The organism is Fibrobacter sp. UWS1 (assembly GCF_002300445.1).
GTDB classification, from domain to species: domain Bacteria; phylum Fibrobacterota; class Fibrobacteria; order Fibrobacterales; family Fibrobacteraceae; genus Hallerella; species Hallerella intestinalis.
The window spans coordinates 704,932-730,165 of record NZ_NSGW01000001.1 but is presented as its reverse complement, the minus strand read 5'-3'; the positions used below and the strand labels follow the sequence as shown (position 1 = coordinate 730,165).

Annotated in this window: 19 protein-coding genes and 2 pseudogenes; 7 read left to right on the top strand and 14 right to left on the bottom strand. The window is 48.5% G+C overall.

Annotation, left to right across the window (positions count from 1 at the left end; translation table 11 throughout):
- Positions 1–6 precede the first annotated feature (6 nt).
- From BGX14_RS03065 to BGX14_RS03030, 7 genes and pseudogenes are all read left to right on the top strand, one after another.
- Positions 7–186 (top strand): hypothetical protein, encoded by a 180-nt coding sequence (locus tag BGX14_RS03065; protein ID WP_095879021.1) that lies wholly within the window; start codon positions 7–9, stop codon positions 184–186.
- On the top strand, positions 183–548 hold the full coding sequence (locus BGX14_RS03060; RefSeq protein WP_143394101.1) for a hypothetical protein: 366 nt from the start codon (positions 183–185) through the stop codon (positions 546–548). Before BGX14_RS03065 ends, BGX14_RS03060 begins: the two co-directional genes overlap by 4 nt.
- 23 nt (positions 549–571) lie before the next feature.
- Positions 572–1,606 carry an RHS repeat domain-containing protein gene (locus BGX14_RS03055; protein ID WP_095879019.1) on the top strand — a complete coding sequence of 345 codons (1,035 nt, stop codon included), beginning with the start codon at positions 572–574 and terminating at the stop codon, positions 1,604–1,606.
- 250 nt (positions 1,607–1,856) lie between these two features.
- Entirely contained in the window at positions 1,857–3,116 is a 1,260-nt protein-coding gene (locus BGX14_RS03050) for an ATP/GTP-binding protein (RefSeq protein ID WP_095879018.1), read from the top strand.
- A 1-nt stretch (position 3,117) separates the two neighbouring features.
- Positions 3,118–3,843 (top strand): annotated as a pseudogene (locus tag BGX14_RS16410) (RloB family protein).
- A gap of 63 nt (positions 3,844–3,906) precedes the next feature.
- A complete protein-coding gene (locus BGX14_RS03035; protein WP_095879015.1) occupies positions 3,907–4,227 on the top strand; it encodes a transposase in 321 nt (106 codons plus the stop codon).
- Between the two features lie 25 nt (positions 4,228–4,252).
- Entirely contained in the window at positions 4,253–5,206 is a 954-nt protein-coding gene (locus tag BGX14_RS03030) for a DDE-type integrase/transposase/recombinase (RefSeq protein WP_095878958.1), read from the top strand.
- Here the strand turns inward: BGX14_RS03030 and BGX14_RS03025 are convergent.
- The 14 genes and pseudogenes from BGX14_RS03025 to BGX14_RS15935 form a co-directional block, all read right to left on the bottom strand.
- A complete protein-coding gene (locus BGX14_RS03025) occupies positions 5,182–5,724 on the bottom strand; it encodes a restriction endonuclease subunit S (RefSeq protein ID WP_095879765.1) in 543 nt (180 codons plus the stop codon). The genes BGX14_RS03030 and BGX14_RS03025 overlap by 25 nt on opposite strands.
- 243 nt (positions 5,725–5,967) lie before the next feature.
- Positions 5,968–7,362: a helix-turn-helix domain-containing protein gene (locus tag BGX14_RS03020; protein ID WP_095879014.1), complete on the bottom strand. Its 1,395-nt coding sequence runs from the start codon at positions 7,360–7,362 to the stop codon at positions 5,968–5,970.
- A gap of 69 nt (positions 7,363–7,431) precedes the next feature.
- Positions 7,432–9,100: pseudogene (locus tag BGX14_RS16405) on the bottom strand (N-6 DNA methylase).
- On the bottom strand, positions 9,101–10,657 hold the full coding sequence (locus BGX14_RS03010) for a type I restriction endonuclease subunit R (RefSeq protein WP_095879013.1): 1,557 nt from the start codon (positions 10,655–10,657) through the stop codon (positions 9,101–9,103). It abuts the pseudogene before it with no gap.
- A 110-nt stretch (positions 10,658–10,767) separates the two neighbouring features.
- Positions 10,768–11,727, bottom strand: a complete 960-nt coding sequence (locus BGX14_RS03005; protein WP_095878741.1) for an IS30 family transposase — start codon at positions 11,725–11,727, stop codon at positions 10,768–10,770.
- A 97-nt stretch (positions 11,728–11,824) separates the two neighbouring features.
- Complete coding sequence (locus BGX14_RS16255) at positions 11,825–12,118, bottom strand: hypothetical protein (protein ID WP_255404508.1); 294 nt, start codon at positions 12,116–12,118, stop codon at positions 11,825–11,827.
- Positions 12,061–13,449, bottom strand: coding sequence for a type I restriction endonuclease (locus tag BGX14_RS03000; RefSeq protein ID WP_198951140.1), 1,389 nt, complete (start codon positions 13,447–13,449; stop codon positions 12,061–12,063). Before BGX14_RS03000 ends, BGX14_RS16255 begins: the two co-directional genes overlap by 58 nt.
- Before the next feature lie 543 nt (positions 13,450–13,992).
- On the bottom strand, positions 13,993–15,399 hold the full coding sequence (locus BGX14_RS02990) for a sigma-54 dependent transcriptional regulator (RefSeq protein ID WP_095879012.1): 1,407 nt from the start codon (positions 15,397–15,399) through the stop codon (positions 13,993–13,995).
- Between the two features lie 9 nt (positions 15,400–15,408).
- Complete coding sequence (locus BGX14_RS02985; RefSeq protein WP_158223209.1) at positions 15,409–15,789, bottom strand: response regulator; 381 nt, start codon at positions 15,787–15,789, stop codon at positions 15,409–15,411.
- A complete protein-coding gene (locus BGX14_RS02980; RefSeq protein ID WP_095879011.1) occupies positions 15,782–17,311 on the bottom strand; it encodes an ATP-binding protein in 1,530 nt (509 codons plus the stop codon). Before BGX14_RS02980 ends, BGX14_RS02985 begins: the two co-directional genes overlap by 8 nt.
- A gap of 77 nt (positions 17,312–17,388) precedes the next feature.
- Positions 17,389–18,348, bottom strand: a complete 960-nt coding sequence (locus BGX14_RS02975) for an IS30 family transposase (protein ID WP_095878741.1) — start codon at positions 18,346–18,348, stop codon at positions 17,389–17,391.
- Positions 18,349–18,445: 97 nt separating this feature from the next.
- Positions 18,446–19,138 carry a hypothetical protein gene (locus BGX14_RS02970; protein ID WP_095879010.1) on the bottom strand — a complete coding sequence of 231 codons (693 nt, stop codon included), beginning with the start codon at positions 19,136–19,138 and terminating at the stop codon, positions 18,446–18,448.
- 20 nt (positions 19,139–19,158) lie between these two features.
- Positions 19,159–21,525 carry a hypothetical protein gene (locus BGX14_RS15940; RefSeq protein ID WP_233126383.1) on the bottom strand — a complete coding sequence of 789 codons (2,367 nt, stop codon included), beginning with the start codon at positions 21,523–21,525 and terminating at the stop codon, positions 19,159–19,161.
- The gene (locus BGX14_RS15935) at positions 21,522–24,887 is read right to left on the bottom strand and encodes a glycoside hydrolase family 9 protein (protein ID WP_233126382.1); all 3,366 of its coding nucleotides are present in this window, start codon (positions 24,885–24,887) and stop codon (positions 21,522–21,524) included. The genes BGX14_RS15940 and BGX14_RS15935 overlap by 4 nt, the downstream gene beginning before the upstream one ends.
- Positions 24,888–25,234 lie beyond the last annotated feature (347 nt).

The following is a 25,234-nucleotide window of genomic DNA, read 5'->3' as shown; positions in this document are numbered from 1 at the left end:
TCTGGAATGCATGAATTTTATCATGTAGATCAAGCTAATGACTTCTTACAGAGCAATCCTGATTTAACAGGTTCTGATTGGAATGTGGAGTATGAAAAAAATCGGTTGGATTATGAACAAGAGGCATACGAAAGACAAGGGCTTAATTACTCCGAAGAAGAGTTGAAGAATGGGGGCTATCAGTGATAAAAAAACATATTTTATTCTTTGGACTTGCAGTATCATTGAATGCCAGATGCCCTCCAATAATGCATAAATCGGATCTTATAAAAATTGAACAATCGGGAAAAAAATGCTTAGTTACATCTGAAAAGGAATTGAACGATTGTGTTAAAGATTTTAAGTATAATTTTTTTATCTTAAACATATACTATGCATCTAAAGCATTAATAGTATTGAATGATTCCATAGCATTTTTAAATGTAAATTGGCCAATAAACGATGTTGTAGATGACAATGGAAATTTTCTTTGCAAACCGTCTGATGCTGTAAATTATTGTGTGGACAAAAATGGAATAAATCAAGTTGAATATGAGGTAAATCCTTGAGAATTTTCCTATGATTATAATGTATGCTCATTGACTTTGTGCATAAAAATTTTTGTCCGAACATTATTGCGGGCGTATCGATGTTTCTAGTCGTATTCTCCTATGTTGACTCGACTAGGCTCATGTCCGCAGACAGCGCTTTCGTCTATGACCGGGACGGCAACCTGGTGGAGGACAGGTCGAAGAATTTGAAGATCGCCTACGACTGGCGGGGAATGCCGGTGGAGTTTGTCAGAAAAATCGATGACGATTCGCTAAAACTCGTGATGGCCTACGACGGCTCGGGTAGAAGGATTTCGAAGACGAGGCTGCGCAAGGAAACGGGTGCATCCGAATGGACCAAGGAACGCGCCACCCACTACACCGGCATCGGCACGGAAATCCGGGAGAACTTCACGGAAAATGATTCGTCCACGAAAGTCGTCGTCAATATGCCTCAGGGACTGGGAAGGTATGGAATGGAGTCTGATGACGGAACACGCAAGGGAAACGATTTCTACTTGAAGAATCATCTGGGTAGCACGATGGCGGTCTATCGCACCACGGGGACGACTGCTGGGCTGCCTGTGCTTCAACACGCCTACGATTACCGATCTTTCGGCGAACAGGTCGATTTGATGCCGCCCGCTGAAAAGGTGACGGAAACGTTTACCGGAAAAGAATTGGATGACGAAACCGAGCTGAACTACTTTGGTGCAAGGTATCTCGATCCTATGCTCGGATTGTGGATTAGTGTGGATTTGGCAGGGCAGTTTGCAAGCCCGTATCTGTATGCGGGGAATGGGCTGAATCCGATAAATGGGGTGGATGAGGACGGGGATGTTTTACTTTTTGTCCCGGGTTCGTCTCCAGAATTTAAAGCTGAATTTGCTAGAGCGATTCAGTATTTAAATAATGGAAAATCTTCTTCTGTTTTTGCTGCGTTGCAAAAACGAAAGGAAATTGTTTACATTAAAGAGGCTGGAATAGACGAAACCTACATCATAGTAGTCTATACCAACAACCAAAGCTTTACGATTGCAATTCACAATTCCTCCTTGTTTAAGTATTTTGATTGACAATGAATCCTATTCGCCTATGCGACGCAAACAAAGCAATATCCATGCCAACAGTCAAAAATGCCGAAATTGCGTATTTTCGATGCTAAAACCGGCGACATTCGCTCTCACGGCGTTTCAATACTGAACAAAAAAGCAAACATTGTTCAATTTTGAAACTTTTTCTCATTTTCCAAATCGAAACCTTGCCTTTTGTATAAAAATAATGTAAATTTTGAGAAGAAATCTAAAAATTCAAGGATGCAGAATTATGCTTTTATCGTTTACCGTTGGCAATTTTCGTTCATTTAAAGAGAACAAAACTTTTTCTTTGAAGGCAGCCTCCATTCAGGAACTCAAGGAATTTGTGCGTGAAGATTGCGGCGAAAGCATTCTGCCTGTTACAGCAATTTACGGTGCTAATTCAAGCGGCAAAAGTAACCTTCTTATAGCCATGACGGCAATGAGAGGTATTCTGTTGTCGTCCTTCAAAACGAATCCTACAGAAGATCTCGACACCGACATATTTAAACTAGACGAAGCATATTCTCAAAAAAACACTCACTTTGAAGTTGTATGCACTATAGATTCAAAAATATTCCGTTACGGTTTCGAGTATAACGCAAAAAAAATAACGAAAGAGTGGCTTTTCGATGCAACTAAGGGCAAAGAGAAATTGCTTTTTACTCGCAACGAAAATGGGATAGGAGTAGATGAAAAATTCGCAGAAGGTCAAGGAAAAGAAGAAATGACCACAGATAACAAGCTATTCCTTTCCTTGGTCGCAAATTTTAATGGAAAAATATCTTATTCCGTTATGAACTGGTTCCAACATTTCAACGTCATTTCTGGAATAAACGATGAGGATTTCAAATTATTTTCCATTAACTACCTCACAAAAGACTCGCCCGAAGCAGCCAAGGCGAATAATTTCTTAGGAAATATGGATTTAGGATTTTCAATTTTGAAGAAGAGCGAATTGAATTTTGAAGAAACTCTTCCTCCTGATTTCCCTGAAGATTTAAGAAAAGACCTGTTGAAAAAATACCCTAATTCAAAAACACCGCTCTTAAAATCCGGGCACATAGTTCATTTAAATGACGGAACCTCTACAGAACAGTTTTTTTCTGTAGAAGAAATGGAATCCGAAGGAACGAAAAAAATTCTCAATATGTCCGGCCCCATCATGGACACCTTAACAAACGGTTATACTCTTGTCATTGATGAACTAGACGCTAAGCTACATCCTTTATTAACAAGAAAAATCATTGAAACATTTAATTCTCCAGAAACCAACCCAAACAAGGCTCAATTAATTTTTGCAACACATGATACAAATTTATTAAGCAACAAAATATTACGACGAGATCAGATTTGGTTTACAGAAAAAGACAGAAATGACGAATCAACAGACATTTATCCGCTAAGCGATATCAGAGAACAGAATGGCGACAAAATTCGAAATGACCGCATTTATGAAAAAGATTATATAAATGGAAAATACGGCGCAATTCCTTACTTGAGAGGTTAATATGAAAAAACTCTCGTTAGAAGAAATTGCCAAAGAAGAAGAGCTGCACGCTCAACGAATCGAGCAAGAATCGCAACCAAAAGAACGATTTGTAAAGCTCACTTTCCTGATTGCAACCGAAGGCACACAGACAGAGCCCAATTATTTCAATGCTCTCAAAAAAGAACTCGAAAAATCAAATCGCTTCAGCATAGATATTTCCGTGCAAGGCAAAGGAAAACCAACAACCACACTCGTCAACAAAGTTTATCGCCAGATAAAATACAACAACCAGGAATACGACCGCGTCTAGGTTGTCTTTGACAGAGACGAATTTTCCGATTTTGATGAAGCTATTCAACAGGCCGCAGATTATAAAATCAATTGCGCCTGGTCAAATGAAAGTTTTGAACTTTGGCTATTGCTACACTTCAAAGATGTTTCTGAACATACGAACCGAAAAGATCTCTGCAATTTGCTAGAAGCCGCCATTCGCAACGAATTGCACAAAATCGATCCAAACACCCTTTACGACTACTCTAAAGGCGACTCCGAAATTTACGAACACGTAACAAAACTCGGAAGTGAAACGGATGCTTTTGCAAGAGCCGAAACTCTTAAAAATAAATCCAAAGAATCAAGCAATGCTCCAAGTGCACAAAATCCTTGTACGCATGTAGATGAACTCGTTTTTGAATTGAGACATCCCGAACTGACAGCAGAAAAGATAAAAGATTGTAGCGCTTAACCGCAACTTGGAAAAAATTGAGGAAGCTAATAAGGTGTATATTTCCAACCAAGGAGCCACCTTATGGCAGAAGAAAATAAACCTGAAAAACAGAAACGTCGCCGCCTGAGTGCGGAGGACAAAGTCAAAATCCTGAGCGAAATTCTCCTCAAGGGCAGGGGCTTATCTGAACTTGCGGACGAGTACAAGATACATCCGAACAAAATTCTCGAATGGAGGAAGGTACTTTTCGAATCCGCTACGGGGATTTTCGAGCAGAAACGCCCCGACATAACCGAAAAGGCGCAACAGCGTAAAATAGACGCTCTCGAGAAAACCCTGGCCGACAAGGATGCCGTCATCGCCGACATCGCTCAGGAGAACCTGGCCCTCAAAAAAAATTAACTGGCCGTCCCTAGGAAAGAAGAAAATGAGCCTCTCCGAACGGACCGCCATCATTGCGGAAATCGACGCCATTTACGCAAGGACGGGAATCGCCCCGTCCAGGCTGGTATCCTTTTTGGGAATCCCGCAAAGTACATGGAACAACTGGGTTTCGCGGAGGAAGGCGGAAACGCGGCATAACCACGATACGCCGAAGTCCAACTGGATGACCCCGGAAGAGACTCGCGCCATCGTCGACTTCTGCAAACAGTACAAGGACCATCTGCATGGATACCGCTACCTGGCCTGGCTTATGGTAGACAGGGATATCGCATACGCCCGTCCATCGACGGTTTACAACATACTGAAGAGGAACAACCTTTTCGGCAAATGGGCTTTTCCTGCGGAAGCGCGGAAAAAGGGGTTCGACCAGCCGACACGTCCGAATGAACAGTGGCATACGGATTATTCCTACGTCAGAGTTTGCGGAGTGTTCTTCTACTTCGCCTGCGTCCTGGACGGGTTCAGCCGCAAGGTTCTCGTCTGGGACCTTTTCTCCACGATGGAAGGCTTGAACGTTGAAATTCTCGTGACCAGGGCGAAGGAACTCCATCCCGATGCGCATGCCCGCATAATCCACGATAACGGGAAGCAGTTCGCCTCGAAGGATTTCCTCGATCTGGTTTCGAAACTTGAACTCAGGGAGACCTCTACATCTCCCTTCCATCCGCAAAGCAACGGGAAAGTGGAACGTTTTCACAAGACCCTCAAGGCGGAGGAAGTCCGTCGTGACGCTTACCAGGACTATTCCGATGCAAAGAGGAAAATGTCGGACTGGATCAATTACTACAACTCGGAACGGCTACATTCCGCAATCGGATTCCTGACTCCTGACGAGGTTTTCGCAGGAAAGATGGAGGAACGACTTGCAGAACGAAGAACAAAATTGTATAATGCGACAAGAGAACGTGAGGACTATTGGGCTAACCAACCGACCTGACGGAATCCCTTATTAGCTTTGTTAAAATTTTCCAAGTTCAACTTGGGCGGGACAGAAAGAACAGAGGCGATTTTCTTTTGAACAGAAATATCTGCGGGCACAATAATTTCAGTTCTTCTTAAATCATCGTTATACAACCTTAAAATCGTACTACCATTCGACACTTTCCATTTTACATTTTTATAAGCGTAATACAAAAGTGCGTTCACAACTTTAGTTTCATCATTCTCAATCCATACAATATTTGAATCTTGAAAATATGCTTCTTCACCATTAAACACAACTGTGCGACCAATAGTTCCTGCTGCAGAAATTAGAACATCCCCTTTTTTAGGGTAAGAATATTTTGCTTTATACTCTTCAAATTTCTTTCTTGAAATGAAGACATCTGCAACATCGCCAAAAGTCCCGATTTTAAAAAAGGGAATTCCTGAAACAGTATTGGTTTCTTCTTTAAGAATGCGTTTACACATTCTTACTTCGCCAATATCACCCAACTTATGCTTCTTCATTTCCATATTCAACTTCACCCGATTTTTTGCCACACGGATTCGGAAAATCTAACGATTTTCCTGATTGAGATTCTTTTTCTTTTCAATAACAATCATAATATCATTCTCCTTGATTTTCCGTCAGGAAAATCGAATCCGTGTGGCGTCGTATGCGGCATGTTTTTCCTCTTCATGGATTCTATCGCCTCTTCGAGACTCCAGAATGACAGAGAACTAATTTTCGTTTCCTTGATTCGGTCATTTTCCAATTTATACTCCATCCTTGATAATCCAATATCCGTTCTTTTTTCCTCCAACATATTCAATCAGTCCAAGTTCCTTCAAAACAGCAAAATGTTTCTTTACCGCTCTTGATGTCAAGCCGATGACTTCAGCGATATCCGCCGAAGTGGCTCCGGGGTTCTTTTTCAGTTCTTCGAAGGTTTTTAGAGCCCCGTCAGAAATCTTTTGGGGAACTTTTGGGGAACTTTTTGGGGAACTTTTTGGGGAACTTTTTGTTGATTTCCGCGTCCTATAGATAGTCGCAGTAAAGAATTCTTCATCGGCAGAATAAACGACTTCATTCAAGCCGCTTTCTTTGCAGAGTTCCCTGATTCGCTTTATCCCCGTCCCCCACTTTTCAACGATTCCCATTTTCAAGAATACATCCGCAACCAGTTCATTTCGAATACTGGAAATTCCTGAGAGCATCTTTTCCATGGTCAGGCCGCCATACAGTCCACCCGGGTTTGTAATTTCAATGCGGTCATCGAAGATGCAAACCTGAATATTCGAATGCGCCAGGTAGTTCCGGTGCATCACGGCATTCACAATAAGTTCACGGATTACTTCAACAGGAATTTCGGGAATGTCCTTCCGATACAAGCCCTTAATCTCGGCGCCGATATTTATATGCTGCAAAATAAAGTTATAGGCGTTTTCAATTTGTTCGTAAATCGGGCCGTCAAATTCCTTGCTGTCCAAAAAGAAAACCTTATCCGTTCCCTTGAAAACACCGCACTGGATACGGGCAAAATGCAAATCGTTTTCAGCCAGCAACCGATACGCAACAGATGGGAGCAATTTGCCATTTTCTTCTTTGAGGAGGCCCCACCCAAGCATATTTTCAAGTTTCACGGAGCGTTTTTGGCTGTATTTGCCAACAACCTGGCAAAGATTTTTTACGGCATTTTCATTTGCGGGAGCGTGTCTTTCAAAAAGTTTGTCGTAAGATTTTCCTTCACCCCAAAGGACCAGTTCCTTTATCTTTTCTCTTTCGGCTTTTCGCGTGGTTGTCGCCACACGGATGTAAACGCCATCCAGGCTTCCTTCGGCTTTCAAGTAATACGGCTGGTTCTGGCCGGGGAGAATTTCTGTGATTACAATCGTTTTGTCTTCTATGGTTTCAAATGTGATACGCGGATTTATTTGCGGCTGAATGGAATCGCTAATCATATTGGCAAGGGAATCCATGAACTTAAAAACCTTGCCGTTGTCTATTCCAAAAACTTCAAGCGTTTTGTCGTCAACGCCAAACACGACCCTGCCACCTTTGCCATTGGAAAAGGCGACGATAGTCTTCAACAATTTTGAATCCTTAGAGGGAAATTCCCGTTTGAACTCAAGCGTCTCGGTTTCGCCCTTTTTGATCTCTTCTATGTTCATCTTCGCTGTTCCTTATGGCAATTTATTGGGGACATTTTGATTAGGGGCATTAGGGACAATTGGGGACATTTAGAGACATTTCCCCGCGAATTTGAGGCTTGTGAGATTTTTCAGGATTTGCTTGTCCAGCGCGACACCTTCATTGGAAAGCGTTTCCAGTTCCTTGGCAAATCCCTTTATCTTCGCCTTGAATTCTTCGGGGGTTATCTCCACATATTCCACCTTGATATCAAAGTATTGACCTGCACTCAGACTGTAGCCTTTTTCCTTAATATCCTTGTAACTTACCGCAACAGAGAAATCTTCCACTGTTTTCTTTTTGCGGAAGGTGGTTACAATCTTCTCGATTTCTTCGGGGCGTAAACGGCGCTTCTGGTTGTTGCCTTCCTTGTATTCTTCGCCAAGTTTGCTGGCGTCAATCAAAATCACCTTGTCGGAATCTTTCTTGGGCGATTTGTCGAAGAACAGCACAGAGACGTTGGTGCCGGTATTTGCAAACACGTTGCTCGGCATGCTGACCACGCCACTAACGATATGCTTGTCGGTAATGTATTCCAGGATTCGCTTTTCTACGCCGGACTTGCTGGTAATAAAACCAGTCGGGATAACGATTGCGCCCTTGCCTTCGGCCTTGATGGAGTTAATCACATGCTGAATAAAGCAGGTGTAAATGGCCATCTTGGGTTTGTTGGGGTCAACTTTCTTCACCTTGTTGGGGACACCAGCCCAAAAACGGACACTGTCTGCCGCCAGGGTGTCGGAATACTCAGGGAAGTCCAATTTGAACGGAGGATTGCTTACCACAAAATCAAACTTCTTGAGGCTTCCGTCTTTTTCCACATGGGCGGGTTCCAAAAGTGTGTTCCCCTGCACCACATTAGGCAAACTGCCTACCAAATTGTTCAAGATTAAATTCAGTCGCAGCATTTCGCTGGACTTGTCAGAAATATCCTGGCTGTAAAATGGAGCAACGGTCTTCGCCAATCTGGTGAGCGAGCGCCATAAGGAGCGTGCCGGTTCCGGCACTGGGGTCGTAGCAAGTCGCGCCCTTGTATTCAACTTCGGGATTCACCAAAAGTTGAGCCATCACCTGGGCAATGGCACGGGGCGTAAAGTATTCCGCATACTTACCGCCACCGGCGTTGTTGTAATCCTTGATCAGGTATTCAAAAATACCGCTAAAGAAGTCGTATTTTTCGTGGAACACTTTTTCAAAGTTGAATTCGGCAATGTTCTTCACCAAAGCCTTGGCAAAAGCATCGCGCTTGCCGATATCCGTAACGTAGGGAGTCACCGCAGCAAAGATGTTCACCTTCGCCTTGCCCGAAGTCACCACCGAAAACTGGTCCTGGTTATAGGTCGCAATTTCCACCAAGGTGGAATCCAGCATGGCAGAGAAATCGCCCTGAGTCGACGCGTTATACAAGTGGCTCAAGGTCTGGTGCGGCTTGATCAGGGGCACGCCACCGCCCATGTAAGAGAATAAATCCTCGACTTCTTCGTCGGTAAAAGAATCGTATTCGGTATCCCACTTTTCGGCCTTGCTCAAACGCTTTTTGTAAGGAGTCTTTTGGTTCTTGGCTTCAAAAGCAAACTTGTCGTTAAAGAACTTGTAAAGGAATATCTCTGTGATTATCTTGTATTCGTTGCCGCCATTTGCAAGGCCATACGCACCCGTCGTACTTTTAAGGGAATCAATAAGGGCTATGGTTTTGGCTTTGAGTTCTTCGGTGTTCATTTACACTCCATAACTATTATACTGATGGATGTATTCATTAGAAATCAGGTTGCTAATGAATTTGCGGTCATCAAGACTTGCGGTTAAATCAAGGTCCATGAACTTGTGGCTTACGCTGCCCAAAATATCTTTGCGAAGTTTGTCTTCATTCTCCACGATTCCGGGATTCTTTTCAAACAGGTAGTCAGCGGATTCCTTGATTTCAATAAGGCTCCTTTGAATTTCAAATTCTTCTTTGGAAAGCAGCGGCTTTTCCTTTTTATCGCTTTGGTCGCGCTTTGCGTTTTCTTCTACAATTCGCTTGTGGATGCGGACAAATCGCTCGTCGTCCTTGTAATGGGCCTTCAGCACGCGGTTTTTGCGATTGATTTCCTTGATTTTCTTCATCACGTCTTTCAGGTAGAAAATGCTGTCTTCGGCTTCGGCTTCGGTTTTGTCTTTAGGAATATAGCCGTGTTCCCTGAAGTATTTTTTGAATTCTTTAATAAGGTTAACGAACTTGTCTTCTTTCTTGTCGAAGTTGGCGTCAAACTCGGCACGAACTTTTTCGACTTCTTCCTGGAGGCTGTTGATGATTATCTTGAGTTCTTCGGAAATGCCCTTGCGGAATTCAAAATCCAGACTGTCGAGAATGGCGTTAATCATGCCTGAGACATCTTCACTATGGTCGTTGCCTTCCTTAAAGTGGATGGTCGCTATGCGGCGATCCACTTCACGCAGCAATACAGGGATACCGCCGGGCAACATGTTCTTATACTTGTCCTGCAATTCCTCGTTTCCGCTAGAACGGATTCTGTTGCCCAGACCCTTCGCATCTTCAAGAATTTTACGAAGGCGGTACAACGGTTCCTTGTCGTCAAATTCGTCAATGACTTTGCGGAATTCCTCATAATTCTCCGTGGGGAAATTCCACAAGAAATTCGTCAACTCCTTAATTTGCCGCTCGACTTCTTCGGGATTTTCAATAATCGCTTGGCCCGGATTTGCGGGAAGATTCAAGGTCGGGTCATCCGTAGTCTTGTTCAGTTCCCGCAAATAGCGGTCATTGGTGGCGTCGAAGTTTTCCTTGATGTCCACAAAATCCACCACATAGCCATATTTGAAATCCTTGTATGGGCGATTAACTCGGGTCAGCGCTTGCAACAAATCGTGTCCATCCAATTTGCGCCCAAGATACAACTTCTTCAAACGATTTGCGTCGAAGCCGGTCAGGAGCATTTTGTTGACAATCAAAAAGTCTGTCGCCATGTTCTTTTTGTAGTCCACGATGTATTCCTTACGTTCCTTCTTGTCGCCTTCGTCATGGAGAATCAACGACGCCTTCAAAGGCTTTTCAAAGAAAGAAGCATTGTAATGCATCAGCTTTTCCGCTGCCATCAATGCAATTTCTTCTTTCTTTTTCTCGATAACACTTAAAGCAAGATCATAGCGCTCGTTCCACAAGGCATAAAGTTTACGGGCCTGCTCATTGGTTTTGCAAACAATCATGGCCCCCACAGACTTGTCGTCACATGCAATGCGGAACGAAGTGAAATCGTCGATGATATAATCCAGCAAGGCATTCAGATACTTGGGATGCTCGATGATGGCATCCTTATCGATGTCGCTCTTTTTGACTTGAATCTGGTTTGCCGAATTATTTGGCGGATTTTCGTCGCTAACGCGACTTAGGTTTGTAGTTTAACTTGCGTATAAATATACTCTAAAGGGGTCATAAAGTCAAGCCTTTTTCGAGGCCTGTTGTTCAGTTTATCCTGTATCCAGCGAACTTTCCGGGGAGAGATTCCCTTGAACGACTCCTTCTTGGGAAGATATTGGCGTATTAGACCGTTCATGTTCTCGTTGGCACCGCGCTCCCAGGAGTGGTACGGGTTCGCAAAGTAGTAATCCGCCTTCATAGCTTTCGCTATTTCTGCGTGACAGGCGAACTCCTTCCCGTTGTCCGAAGTGATTGTGAGAATCTTGACTTCGAACGTTTTCTCAAAGTCCTTCAGCGCCCTCACAAGCGTTCTCTTCAGGTCTTTCGCGTTCTTCGTCGGAAGATACCTTATCAGGCTGTAATTCGTCATCCTGTCGTTGATCGTGAGCAGGTTCGCGTCATGGTCCGCGCTGTTTATCAGGTCTATCTCGATGTCGCCTACGCGTGATTTCTCGTCCACGATTGCCGGACGTTCCTCGATGGGCACGCGGCCTACAATCTGGCCTCTCTTGTCCTTCTTCTCCCCGCGCTTACGGTATGGTTTCTTGCCGTGCCGCAAGTGCTTCTTCAGGTCCTCGTCCTTGTTCACATGCCTGTATATCGTGGCGACGCTAGGGACACCCATCCCATCGAGTTTCGCGCGTCCGTTCACCTGTTCGGGAGAGTAGTCTTCCTTGATTTTCCCGTCCACGATTTTCCAGTCGTCCTCGTCGTAGTCGTAATGCAGGTGACTTGTCGCGGCAAGGAGGTCTGCCCGTTCCTGCGACTTGACCGGGTCGTAATGCTGGCGGCCGCCGCCCCTGTTTAGTTCCCTGTAGATTGTGGATTTGTGGACCTTCAGCTGCAAGGCTATGTTTTTCGGGGGGATCTTTGCCGCATTGAGCGCTCGTATTTCGTATCTTTGTGCTTGGTTGAGACTCACCGCCATGTCCTTTTTTGGTAGAATCGGCAAGGTAGAAAAGTTTCGGCCAGGTTCCCCAGGGGCTAGCCCTAGGGAACTTTTTTTCTTCCCGATTCAACCTATATCAGTCGCATTGACGGTGAAAATTCGCGTTTTCAAGTTCGTCAAGAATCCCCTGCAAAGTTTCCTTGTAGCGGGTTTCGATAGGCTCCCGCATCAACTTGAGGGTGTAACCGTCCGCAATGGACTTGTCGTAATAGTAGGTGTGAATGTAATCGCCAAACACGCGCCAGGATTCCCGTTCCGCACGAAGCAAAGGCGTTCCGGTAAGGGCTAGTTTTACCGCATGTTTGCCGGCACTTAAAAGGTTTGCGAGGAAAGCACCTTTGGGATTGTAGCCCCGATGTGCTTCGTCAATAAAGAAAATCGCTGCAAGTTCGTGTTGTACCCGGCGGAAATATCCACGGGGGCCTTGTCTTCGGCAAACTTCTGGATATTCACCACGGTGATTTCCAGTTTGCCTTCGGCACTCTTCACCAATTGCGTATTCTTGATGTCTGCCATCAGCTGCACACGGTCTTCGACAGTCTGCACCACAAGGCCGCGGGCGGAAAATTCGTCGCAAGCCTGTTCCATCAAGTCAATACGGTCCACGATGAAATAAAACTTGGCGGGAATGGACTTCCTTGCAAAATAATCGGTAAGACTTTTGACAGAGTAATACGCCAAGGCAGTCTTGCCCGAACCTTGCGTATGCCAAATGATTCCGCTCTTTACGCCTTCATCCAGTTTTTTACGGATGGCAAACGAGGCGAAAAGTTGCTGGTAGCGCATGACATGTTTTTCGAGAACCTTAATCTTTTCGCCATTGTCTTTTTCGACAGTCTTTTCCACGTATGCAAAGCCATAGCGAAGCAGGAACAAGAAACGTTCCTTGCTGAATAGCGAAGTCAGAATGCGATTGGTGGGAGTCGTCGCCTTGCAATTCGTGGCATACTCCGGATGGCATTTCAGGGAAACGCAATTCCTGTGCTTAAGAATCCGTTTTTCCGTATCTTCTGAAACGTCCCGATATGGATACTGGAGACCGAATTTTTCATCTTCTTCGCGGAATACATTGAAAAAGGATTTTTCCTTGCCGATGCAAGCATAAAACGCCCCTTGGACAGGGACACGGTTTACATTGTCGTATTCCTGGTTGTTGCTGAAAATCATCAGTTGGGTGATGTTCAGAAAACGCCTGAAACTTTTGTTGGGCAAACGTTTCTGGTTCGTGCGGTTTTGCTCGGCAACGACGCCTTCCGCGTTATTCGGCTTTTTTACTTCGATAAAGGCCAAAGGCAAACCGTTCACAAAGCAAGTGACATCGGGGCGGAAACTGTCGTGCGTTTCTGGATTTTCGCATGGGAGTTCCGTCGTGACAAGCCAGCTATTGTTCTCCGGATTTTCAAAGTCAATCAGCTTGATTCCAGAATTTGAAGAGAGAATCTGGTAAAATTCACGGCCAAGATCGTCGTTGCCGAGTTTGCTCAACGCATATTTGACGAAAATTTCAAGTTCATGGAGCTTCCGCTCTGGATTCAAGCGAACGAGTGTTTTAAGGAATTCATCGGTAAGGACGTTGTTGTTCTTGTCCAGCCGCCCCATTGGAGTTCCTTCTCCATATTCCGCAAAATAAGTGTAACCTAAACGGCACAGATGAAGTGCCGCAGGAACTTGAACTCGAGTACATTCGTTAAATCCGGCCATATAAAAAAGTCGTTTGCTTGTAATTTAATTAAATCTGTACGACAAAAAATGACGACGGATAAAATTTCACCCGATTTCTCCGTAAAGGAATGGGTTCTTTGTTTTTTCAAGCCTTTTGAAATCAAACGACGCAAACGGAAAATTTCCCGGCCTAAAGAGAAGGGGGCGGAACTATCGCCATCTGCGAAAGGAAATTCCCTCTTGGAAAAGTCAGCCAAACGTGCTTCGCAAAAAGGAAAGAATGGTGTGATTCAGAAAAGCTGCGAAAAAGTACGATTCTCTAGTCTTGAAACGAAGAACTTTGGCGCTTGCGAAATGTCGTTTGAAAACTGGCAGAAACCGTCTGGAAGGACAATTCGCCGAGGGAAGTAAAGCTTCCAAGGCCCGAGGGCAGGCGAGTGGGAAAGAATAAAAAAATTGAACCTCTAGCATTTGGCGCGGGGCGCAATGGGAATGCGCGTTCTGCGCCATATCGTTTTTTGTATTTGCCAGATTTTCTGCGGCGTTTATTTCCGAAAGGAATTTGTGTGTAATCCGTAAAAGTCAAATTTCGATTTTGTGGTCTTTCAGTTTGCGCCAGAGGGTCGCGCGGCTGATGCCCAGCCTTTCGGCGACTTCGGTTTTGTTGCCTTTGCAAATGTCGAGTGCGCGCAGAATGTGTTGCTTTTCCATTTCGTCCAGAGTCAGGATTTCGTTGAAATGCGGCGTGGGCAGTGCGGCGGGAGTTGGTATTGTCAAAGCTCCCGAAGGGGTCGCCGGATTTTTGGGAGCGGGGAGCAGGTCTTTGGTCTGTTGCAGCGGTGCCTGGCTGAGCTCGTCGGGCAGGTCTTCTAGCCGGATGGTCCCGTTTTCCGCCAAGATGACGGCGTGTTCGACGATGTTTTCGAGTTCGCGTACGTTTCCGGGATAGTTGTAGGTGGCAAGTGCCATCTGTGCAGCGGGTTCGATTTTGTGGATGACCTTGGACTCTTCCTTTTCAAATTTGAGAAGGAAATACTTGACGAGATTGGGAATGGTGGCGCGGCGTTCCCGGAGCGGCGGGACATGGATGTGGAAGGTGTTCAGTCGGTAGTAGAGGTCTTCTCGAAAAGTTTTGTTCGCCATGCCGAGGGCGAGGTCCGCATTTGTCGCGGCGAGGATGCGCACGTCGAGGTAGCGGGTTTCGGTGTCGCCGACCCGGCGCGTTTCGTGGCTTTGCAAAAAACGGAGCAGTTTCACTTGGGTCGCCGCCGAGAGTTCGCCGATTTCGTCTAAAAAGAGGGTGCCGCCGTTGGCTTCTTCAAAGAGCCCCTTTTTGTCCGACGCTCCGGTAAAGGCTCCCTTTTTGCTGCCGAAGAGTTCGCTTTCGATCAGGTTCTCGGGAATGGCACTGCAATTGACGGCAATGAAAGGGGCGTTCGCCCTTTTGGAAAGACGGTGCACGATGCGCGCGAGAAATTCCTTGCCCGAGCCGGATTCGCCGGTAATCAGGATGGAACTCGTCGTCGGGGAGACCTTGTAGAGGAGCCGCAGAATCTTTTGCATCCCGGCGGAATCGCCCAGAAGATTTTCCAGAAGATGGTCCTGGAGTTCGCGGTAATTGCTGGAATCCCTGAGCCCTTGCCGGTATTTTCGGGCGAGATCTTCCAGGGTGCGGACTTCTACCGGCTTTAGCAGATAGGAGGCTGCCCCATGGGAAATGGCGTTTTCCGCTTCTTTGGAGGTGGCGGGAGTGCAGAGGAGCACGACCTCCGCTTCCGGATTGTGCGACTTGAGAAAGCTGATGACGTCCACGTCTTTGTGCAGCAGCAAAGAAATATCGATGAATGCGAAATCAATGGGATTCTCATCGATAATGTTGAATAGGGCCGAAGAATCGGAAACGGTGAACAGGGACACGTCGGAAAGGGACCAGGCCGAGGCGACTCTGTCCAGCATTTTCCTGTCGGCGTCTGCTAACAGGACGTTCATCGGGGGGGGCTAGGCTTGCTTGTGGGACTGGACGATTTCATCGACTTTGGCAATGAGATCTTTGTAGTTGGGCGGCTTGGAGAAGATGGAGGTGACGCCGAAATTCTTGGCGATGCTCAGGTAATCTTCGGAAGAGGTTCTTCCGCCGCCGCTGATGGCAATCACGCGGTCGAGCTGGTTCTTGTTCCGGAAATCCAGAATGATGTCGAAGCCGTTCTGCCCCTGCATGATGATGTCGGTGATGACAGCGGCGTATTCGTTTTTGTCGTAGAGTTCTTTGGCCGATTTGCCGTCGGCTGCGGTATCCACTTCGTAGCCGGACATGTTCAGCATATCTTTCAGTACGGAACGAATGTCTTCTTTGTCGTCGATGACGAGTACTTTATCCATGTTTTTCATCCTCTGTAGTTTTGGTCATTGGCCAATATAACTTAAATGTAGTTCCTTTTCCGATGATTGATTTGACATCGATGTAAGCATTTGCCGCTTTAATGAGCTGGAGAGAAACCGAGAGCCCGATTCCCATTCCTTCTCCCGGTGGTCGGGTCGTGAAATAGGGGGTGAAAATGTGCTTGACGACGTCGGGATTCATGCCGGAGCCCGTGTCTTCGACGGAGATGAGCAGGTAGCTGCCCGCCGGAATCGTGGAATACGCAGTGACGATTTTTTCGGGAATGTCGATTTTTTGGCAGCTGTAGGTCAGCGTGCCGCCGTCTTTCATGGCGAGAATGGCGTTTTTCCCCATGTTCAGCATGACGCGGTGGAAGTCGGTCGGATTGCCGTAAGCGGTCATGTCGCTGGAGGAATTCTTGATGATTTTGATGTTGGGCGGGAGTGTCGCTTGCAGGGATTCTTCGATTTCGTCGAATACGAGGGAGACGTTGAAATGCGCAAACGTTTTTTCTTGGTCGCTCTCCCGGGCTTTGAGATGCTCGTAAGTGCGCTTGACCAGATCCGTCGCGTTGTTCAGCGAGTGCTGCATTTTTTCCAGATACTGCTCGGCTCTGGCGGTTTCGGCGTTCTTGGGAAGGGTCGTCTCGGCGAGATCCCGGTATCCGATGACGACGGCGAGGATGTTGTTGAAATCGTGCGCGAGCCCACCTGCGACGTTGCTCATGTCTTCAAAATTGGAGGCCTTGAGCAGATTTTCTTTCAGCTGGTTTCTTTCTTCTTCGAGGGCGTGGAAGTCGGTGGTGTCCTCGATGAGTCCCAGAATGCCGTCCACCCGGTTCGCTTCGTCGAACATGGGAATGCAGATGTGCTTTTCCCAGCGCTTTTTTCCGTTCGGGTCGATGTGCGTTTCGTTTCTGACGGCGATTTTCCCCGGCGATTGCAGGGCCTGCTTTTCCAGGTCGGTAAAAGGCGGGTCGTCTATCTGGCTGATTTTATATCCGCGTTCCTGAATATCTTTTTTGTTTTGCTGGGAATAGGAACCGATTTGCTTTTTGGACCAAAGGCGGATGGGCAGATAGTCCAGCAGGGATTGCAGGAAAAGGCTCTGGCTGCGGTTGAGCTTTTGAAGGCTGAGGAAGCGGGCGTTGATGGAATTGAGATTGTCTTGGAAGGCTTTTTCGAGGATGCTGTTCTTCTGTTTGCTCTCTTGGCTTTTTTGCATATCGTCGAGGTCGATTCTGTAGCCGATAAAGATGTTGTTGGAATATAGCGGGCTTACCGAAACGGATGTGGCGACATTTGTCTTTTGAATGATCGCCGGGATGTTGTGCATTTCGTTCAAGGGCAGGATGGATGGAAAAAAGTAGCTGATCGGTTTTTGCAAAATCGCTTTGCTGCCGACGCCGAACATCTGCAACGCCGCACGATTGGCGAGTTCCACATTGCCGTTGGAATTCAAAATCAGAACTCCTTTTTCTAAACTTTGAACGATTTCGTTTAGAATTTTGGGCAAGTCCATTTCGGTCTTGCTGATGGCGAAAATGGAGAAGAATAGGGTGACGGTGATGATGGGCGGATTTTCGTCGCTAACGCGACTTAGGTTTGTAGTTTAACTTGCGTATAAATATACTCTAAAGGGGTCATAAAGTCAAGCCTTTTTCGAGGCCTGTTGTTCAGTTTATCCTGTATCCAGCGAACTTTCCGGGGAGAGATTCCCTTGAACGACTCCTTCTTGGGAAGATATTGGCGTATTAGACCGTTCATGTTCTCGTTGGCACCGCGCTCCCAGGAGTGGTACGGGTTCGCAAAGTAGTAATCCGCCTTCATAGCTTTCGCTATTTCTGCGTGACAGGCGAACTCCTTCCCGTTGTCCGAAGTGATTGTGAGAATCTTGACTTCGAACGTTTTCTCAAAGTCCTTCAGCGCCCTCACAAGCGTTCTCTTCAGGTCTTTCGCGTTCTTCGTCGGAAGATACCTTATCAGGCTGTAATTCGTCATCCTGTCGTTGATCGTGAGCAGGTTCGCGTCATGGTCCGCGCTGTTTATCAGGTCTATCTCGATGTCGCCTACGCGTGATTTCTCGTCCACGATTGCCGGACGTTCCTCGATGGGCACGCGGCCTACAATCTGGCCTCTCTTGTCCTTCTTCTCCCCGCGCTTACGGTATGGTTTCTTGCCGTGCCGCAAGTGCTTCTTCAGGTCCTCGTCCTTGTTCACATGCCTGTATATCGTGGCGACGCTAGGGACACCCATCCCATCGAGTTTCGCGCGTCCGTTCACCTGTTCGGGAGAGTAGTCTTCCTTGATTTTCCCGTCCACGATTTTCCAGTCGTCCTCGTCGTAGTCGTAATGCAGGTGACTTGTCGCGGCAAGGAGGTCTGCCCGTTCCTGCGACTTGACCGGGTCGTAATGCTGGCGGCCGCCGCCCCTGTTTAGTTCCCTGTAGATTGTGGATTTGTGGACCTTCAGCTGCAAGGCTATGTTTTTCGGGGGGATCTTTGCCGCATTGAGCGCTCGTATTTCGTATCTTTGTGCTTGGTTGAGACTCACCGCCATGTCCTTTTTTGGTAGAATCGGCAAGGTAGAAAAGTTTCGGCCAGGTTCCCCAGGGGCTAGCCCTAGGGAACTTTTTTTCTTCCCGATTCAACCTATATCAGTCGCATTGACGGTGAAAATTCGCGATGAATAGAAAAATGGAAGCGCTTTCCGCATAAATAAACAAACCGAATGCGGGCAAAATCGCGTCCAGCAAAAAGCCGGCGATAATGGAGGTTGCGCAAATGGAAAAGATGACGCGGTGAATGCGGTAAGCGTTTGTGCGAATGGATTGGAAGGCGATGATGGCGGCGAGGGCGACGGGCAGGATCAAAAACAGGAGGATGGCGATGTTCGCGAATTGGGAATTTTCGGCGGTGTAGCCGTACCAGTTCAGGGTGATTCCCGTGTAGAAATATCCGGAAAATCCGGTGAACAGGCAAAGAAGAATGCCGAGCAGATTCCAGCCGTTTAAAAAGCGCTGCACCGTTTTCCAGCCCGGGCGCAGGTTGTTTCCGGCAAGATCGATGATGATGCAGAAAATCGCGTAGCCATATTGGATCCAGCAAAAAACGCCGAGAATGTAGAACGTCATGCGGGTGGAATCCGTGATATACGAAGCGGGAAGCTGTTCAAGAAGCGCCAGGGAATTCCAGGTGATGTTCAGAAGCAGCAGGTAGATGAGCTTTTTTTGCAGCTGCTTGGCGAACGTGTTGGAAAGAATGGCGGACAGCAGCATCGGCAAAAGGGCGATGCTGATTAACAGGGATATCGTCCCGTGCAAAAAGTGGATGTCGAATTCAAAATCCATATCGCCTGCTTATATTTCGTTCACTTTATCCGCCGGATGCCGAAAGTCTGCGTTTTGGTGTAGGAATCCTTTGATGAGAACCTTTTGACGATGTCTTCGCCCAGAGTCTCGTCCGGAATGAATTTGGCGTCGATGTCGATTTTGGCGATATAGGCTCCGGTTCCTAGCGCGCGTCCGTTTTCCGCAACCAGTCCCTGGGTGCAACGCGTCAGCCATTGCAGGCGCATGACGACTTTGTTGTCGCTGGAAAGGTATTTGGGCGTCAGGGAAAAGTCCTGCTTGAAACGGTTTACGGCAGAACCGAGATTGGTGTAGAACGGAATGTCGAATTGGAACTGGACCAGTTTCCAAGCCGGCGACGTGCCGACGGAAGTGCCGCGGGGAATTCCCATATCGATGTCGTAGAGCATCCCTTCAAAAATGTAGGCGTTGGTGTCTGTGCTGAAAAGGAAGGTGTTCTTTTCGTAGAAATCCCATTTGCGGGTTTCCTGGTTCAAGACCACCAGCCGGAAAGGAGGCGCGTCGCTTTCGCAGCTCTCGGCATTTTCCGAAGAGATGTCGGATACGGGCTTGTGCGGGCGGACGTGGAAGGTGATGTGCGGATTCCCCGAACCGGAAACGGTCGCCCACGGATTTTCTGGAGAGGGCTTGTTTCCGCTTTTGTCGAGGAATACGCTAGCGTCCTCTGGCGCAAAGCGGATGCGGTCGCCTTCCTGGACGGCGGTTTCCGCATCCTGGTCGTAGAGCATGGTAAAGGACGAAGTGGCTAGATTGTAGCGGTATGCGGCGACGCCGATAGGACCGCTGCGTTCGCGCTGGATCAGGGTTTGCAGGGTGTCTCCGATGGCGAGGGGTTCGCTGGCTTCGACAAGCAGGGAGAGGAAGGTTCCCGCGTTTTTAACGCTGCCGGCGACGACGATGGGACCCGTCAGGTCTTCGGCCAAGGTGGAATCCTTTTCGTAATTGGCTCCGCTGCCTTTGTGCTGCGTCAAAAGTCCCGCCCCGATCAGATCGCCGCCTTTGGAGGAAAGCCCGGAATAGTTGCCGTTCGTGTTGCCGAATTTAAATGGCGAAGGCATTTGGGCGACGGCTTCGGCCCTGTCCTGAGACCAGTCCAATGCGCTTGTCCAGAGGGTTTCGGGAACGGCGCTTCCAAAAATGACGGAGATGCTGTCCGGCGCGTGCTTGGAATCCACAGGGGAGGCAAAGTTCATGACGACGTGTTCGGCTAGGCCGTCTCCATCGGCATCCGAGATGCTCGCGTATTTGAGGGGGATGGGCAAAATCTTGAGGGTGAACGGCAGGATCGGTGGCTCGCAGACTGTCGAAATGCCGTTGCCCGATTTGTCCGTAATCGTGGCGGAAGCAAGGAGCTGCCCGCGCATTCCTTCCGTAATGACGGAGTTCCCGCTGGCGTCAAAGGAAACCGTCCATTCCCACACGTTCATTTCTTCGTTGTAAATTTTGGAATTGGTTACGCTGGGGGTCGTGCTGAGCGGGTTGCCGTCGGCATCGAAGAGTGCGAGCGGCCAAGAGGTTCCCGGAGCGGAAATCGGTTCGGAGAACTGGATGTAAATCTTGTCGGCAGTCGCGCTTTCCGAGCGTTCCAAGACGGAGAGCGAAAGGACCGTCGGCGAAATGCCGTCCGTGTAAATGTCCTGGCTGGTTTCTGTTTTCCCGGAGATATTGCTTTCAAGGGTTATCCATCCTTCGGGATTCGCATAGATGGCGTTGTCTTTCGGGGTAAAGGAAACGGTCAGCAGGCTGTCGTCGATGGAGGCTTCTGTCACTTGAACTGTATCGCCGCGGTAGCCGAACGAAACCGATTGGAAGGATTGCCCTTCTTGGTAAGAGGTGGTCAAAATAATCTGGAGCTTGTCGGGAATGTTGTCGCAGTCCGAGTCGAGCATTTGTGCGGAACCGATAATCGGCCACGGGGGAAGTTCTTCAATCAGCAGGAGAGCCTTTGCCGAAGTGTAATTGTATTTGGAACTGGACGAGGCCGCTGTCGCATAGAGCCAGGTTTCCAAAGGCGTGTCGCTGGAAACGTAGAAGGTCGCCTTGCCCGCGGAAAGCGTCAGCGTGGTCGTGGCGATGTTGGCGGTGGCGCTCGTGTAGAAGAATGCGGAACCGTTTTCCAGGGAAAGGTTTATCGTGATGTCGTCGTCGGTAATCGGCGTGTCGGTGGAATCGTATAGGGTTACAATCACTTGGGTGCGTTTGCCGATGTAGGCCTTTGCCGTATCGACGTTGAACATCAGGTAGCGTTTTTCGAGGGGCGTTACAATGGAATCCCATTCCGCGTTGGTGCGAACCACTTTGCAGGCGCAGTCGTAGCTGCCGCTCTTGTTCGCCCCGTGATTGTGCCAGCTCACCCAGTCTATCATGTTGTTGCCGTAAGCGAGGTTTTTGGAAACGCTAAAAATGAAGTCGTCGTATTTTTCACATATTCGGTGTTTGCAAAATACGAAACGCCGTTGCCTTCGAAATCGTCGAGGAAGCCGGAAGGCGAAACCGTGCTTTCCCCGGAGAATGTTGCCGTGCGCGCGGTGTCTTCAATGGAAGTCGCGGGGGAGACGAATGGCGATTGGAAGTCGAGGGTCAGCGTGCGGAAAATCGTGAGGTCGCTGGAAGAGGGATCGTAGTCGGGAGCATAGCCGTAAATGTGCGAACCGTGATAATAGATGGTCACATAGGGGTTCTTGGTGTAGGCGATTTCCTTTTGCCCGTTCACGTCTTCGAGGAATGTCGATTCGGAGCCTTTATAGAGCGGGCCTTTGGTCAAGTCGATTCCGGCGAAACGCTCCGGGGCCGAGCTTTCTGTGTGCGGGCGAAGAGACCACGAGCCTTCGATGTCGCCGTAGGTGGCCCCGATGAGCTGCATTTCAAACTGGAAACTGCTCGACACGCCGATGGTGCCGTTCAAGAGGACGGGCAGGTAGTAGCCGCCGCTTGTCGCATCAAAAACCGCGGTTCCGTAAGAGAGCGTCATGGAACTCATGTCGTCGTAGGAAACCTTGACCAGCTGCCCCCAGCCCGTTGCCGAGACGCTCTTGGTCAAGTAGAACCGGAGTTCCACGTCGGAATAGGGAATGGAATCATTGTTGGTCACGATGACAAAGAACGTGTTGCAGCTTTTCCAGTCGGTGCAACTGCTGTTCTTGTTCGCCGGCTTCACGTGTACGCGGAAATCGACCATTGTCGCTTCGGCGGAAGTGGTAAAGCTGTATGTGGAATCGCTGGTCGCTGTTCCCGAAGAGACTTTGAAGTAGTAAGTCGTTCCGGCGTCGAGTCCGGTAAGATATCCTTCGTGGAAGCGGACGGCTTTGCCCGAATCGGCGGCAAGGGATTGGGATAGGGTGGATGCGCTTGTGCCGTATTGCACCGTGCCGTTCAGAGCCTTGTCGCCCGTCCACCAGTAAATGCGGGCGCTGTTGTTGGTGACTTGACAAATGGTGACACCCGAGATGTTCGCGTCCGTGGCGACTTGGGTCCAGTTGTACCATTGTCCGTGGTTGTCGTCGGTGGTGTAATTCTTTTTCACATCGTGCCCGACAAGGTAGAAGTAATACGTCTGTCCTGGCGTGAGTCCGTTGATGGTGACGCTTCCGCCGACTCCAGCGATAGCCGTGATGGAATCGACTTTGGCGGCGTCCGGCGAAATGCCGTAATACACGGTCACAATCGCGCGTTCGTCTGTGGACCAGCTGACAATGGCCGAAGTGTCGGAAATCGCCGTCCCCTGGATGTTGGAAAATAGCGGCCCATCGACGTCTTCGGGAACTTTTTTGGAAAGGCTGAGTCCCGGAATCACAAATTGCGAAGAGAAGTCGATGCAGGTTTCCGTTGCCGTGTAATCGTTCCAGTCGTCTTTCAGCGTTTTATGCGGCGCGGAGCCTCCCATAAGTGCGCCCTTTGGACAGCGGTATTCGTAGGGGAGTGCGCCAGCGTTGTAGCCGTCCGGATTGGATGCTCGGTTGTGCGGGTGATTTTCGTTCCGGCTGCCAGCTCCCATGATGAAGGAAAGTCCCCAGGGGTTTGCTCCCATGTTGTAATAGAAATTGTCCAAGGCCACGTTGAGGTATTGCTCGTCCCCGGTCATGTCGTAAAGCATGAATACGGCGTTGGCGGCTCCCATATTGTAGCGGTTGAATCCCCAGTCGCTGGACGTCCACACCAGATTGTAGGGCGGGACGACGGTGAAGCTGCCGTAGGGATTGGTGCTGACGGTCGAGTCGCCTTGAGTGCCGTCGTCGGTGAGCCGCGTCATCGTGGCGATAAGTCGGGTCAGAAGGGTGTCTCTCTCGCTGCTGGAAATTCCGTAGCTCTGCGCTTTGGCGACCGTCGGAAGGATGAGCTTTGCAAAGGCGAAAAGAACGTAGGCGTGGACGTTTTCGTAGTCGGTCATCCAGCCGCCCGGATAGAATCCGCTCTGGTGCCCCATGTAACCGCCCCGGAAATAGGGAAGATTGTAGCGGTAATTGTCCGCGTTATCGTTGATGGCGGTATTCTTGTAAAGGTCGAAGGCGTAGGTCGTATCCTTGGTCGCATACCAGAGCGCGAGGGCTGCTGCGGCTGCATCGTCGTAAAGGGGGCCGCCTCCCGTGTAAAAACCGAGTAACTCGTCGGTGTTTTTCCCAGCGGGATTGGGTGCGATGATGTTTTTGTAGATATCCTTGGCGGCGGCGATCAGGGAATCCGAATAGCGGTCGGTTTCGTACATCTCCCAGCCGACGGCAAAGAATGCCATTGCGGCGGCATACATTCCGGCGGCGTTCGTGCCCGCACCTTTAGCGACAGGACGGGGGGCACCTCCTTTTGCCGGGCTTTGGGCGTCCTGGTGCTCGGGAACGTCCCAGAACTGGTGGTCTTCGCTGCCGACTCCCACGGAATGGTACATGTCTCCTTTTTCAATCAGCCCGTCGGCCTTGGAAGCCTTGTAAAGCTTGTAGATAAAGTCCACGCCCACCTTGGCTTCCCAAAGAATATCGGGAATGCCGTCCGTTGTCACCGTGTCGTTGTAAGAAGCTCCGTAATGGTCTTCGGCCCGTTCCGAATAGACGTTGTAGGCAAGGGCGAGGGTCATGGCCGTATAGCCTAGGGTCTGGCTCACTTTGAAATGGTCTCCGCAGTCGTGCCAGCCTCCGGTCAGGTCGTGCCCGATGGCGGAGCCGTCTTTGACATGGCAGGCACCGTGCAGCTGGGAATGCGTGTTTCCGCAACGCTGGATTCCAAAAAATTTCAGAGTGGTTTCAAAAACCGCATTGAACAGGTATTCGTCGATGATGAATTGAAACGAGGTGTCTTGCCCGACGACGAGGAAATAGGTTCCCGGCGCAGTCAGATTGGAAAAATCCGCGGTGTAGAGCTGTTCGGTGCTGCTGGAAAGGGAATCCGCCGAACCGAATTCATAGACGGAATTGATGGAGTTGAAAGCCCCGTTCACCCAGATGTTGGGACGAGGCCAGGTTCCGACCGACTGGAGCGATCCCTCGGCGACGGCGATGCCGTTTGAAGCGTCGATGACTTTGAAGGTGCTGGCCGTCGGGTTGGCGACAAAGGCGTGCTTGTGGGCATCTGAAGGGCGAAAACCGATTTGGTTCACCCGGATGACGGGACGGTCGTAAACATTCAAACTGTCCAGAAAACGACGGCTGCAAGTGTCGCAAGTAAAATCGATTTGAGGAATCCGATCGTCGGCAAAAAGAATTGTTGCAAAACTTAGCAGAATAAGAATCAGCCGCTTCATTTGCGCTCCTTTGGGATTTAGACAAACACTCCATTTAAAGATAGTTTTTTCCGGAAATGCGCTCCGTTTTCAAAGCGATGTCAAGGGGGTTGGCGAAACCAAGTTCGGGTAAAAAAAGGGGAATTTCTTCTCGCTGACTGCGAGGTGCTCGCCTACCCATGAGCCTTGGAAGCTCTGCTTCCTTTAGGCGAATTGTCTCTTCCAGAGATACTTCAACTATGGAATCGGAGATTCCCAGTTTCAGGGATGCAAAGCCCCATGAGCCTTGGAAGCTTCGCTTCCTTTAGGCGAATTGTCCCTTGCAGGGATACTTCAACTACGGAATCGGAGATTCCTAGTTTCAGGGA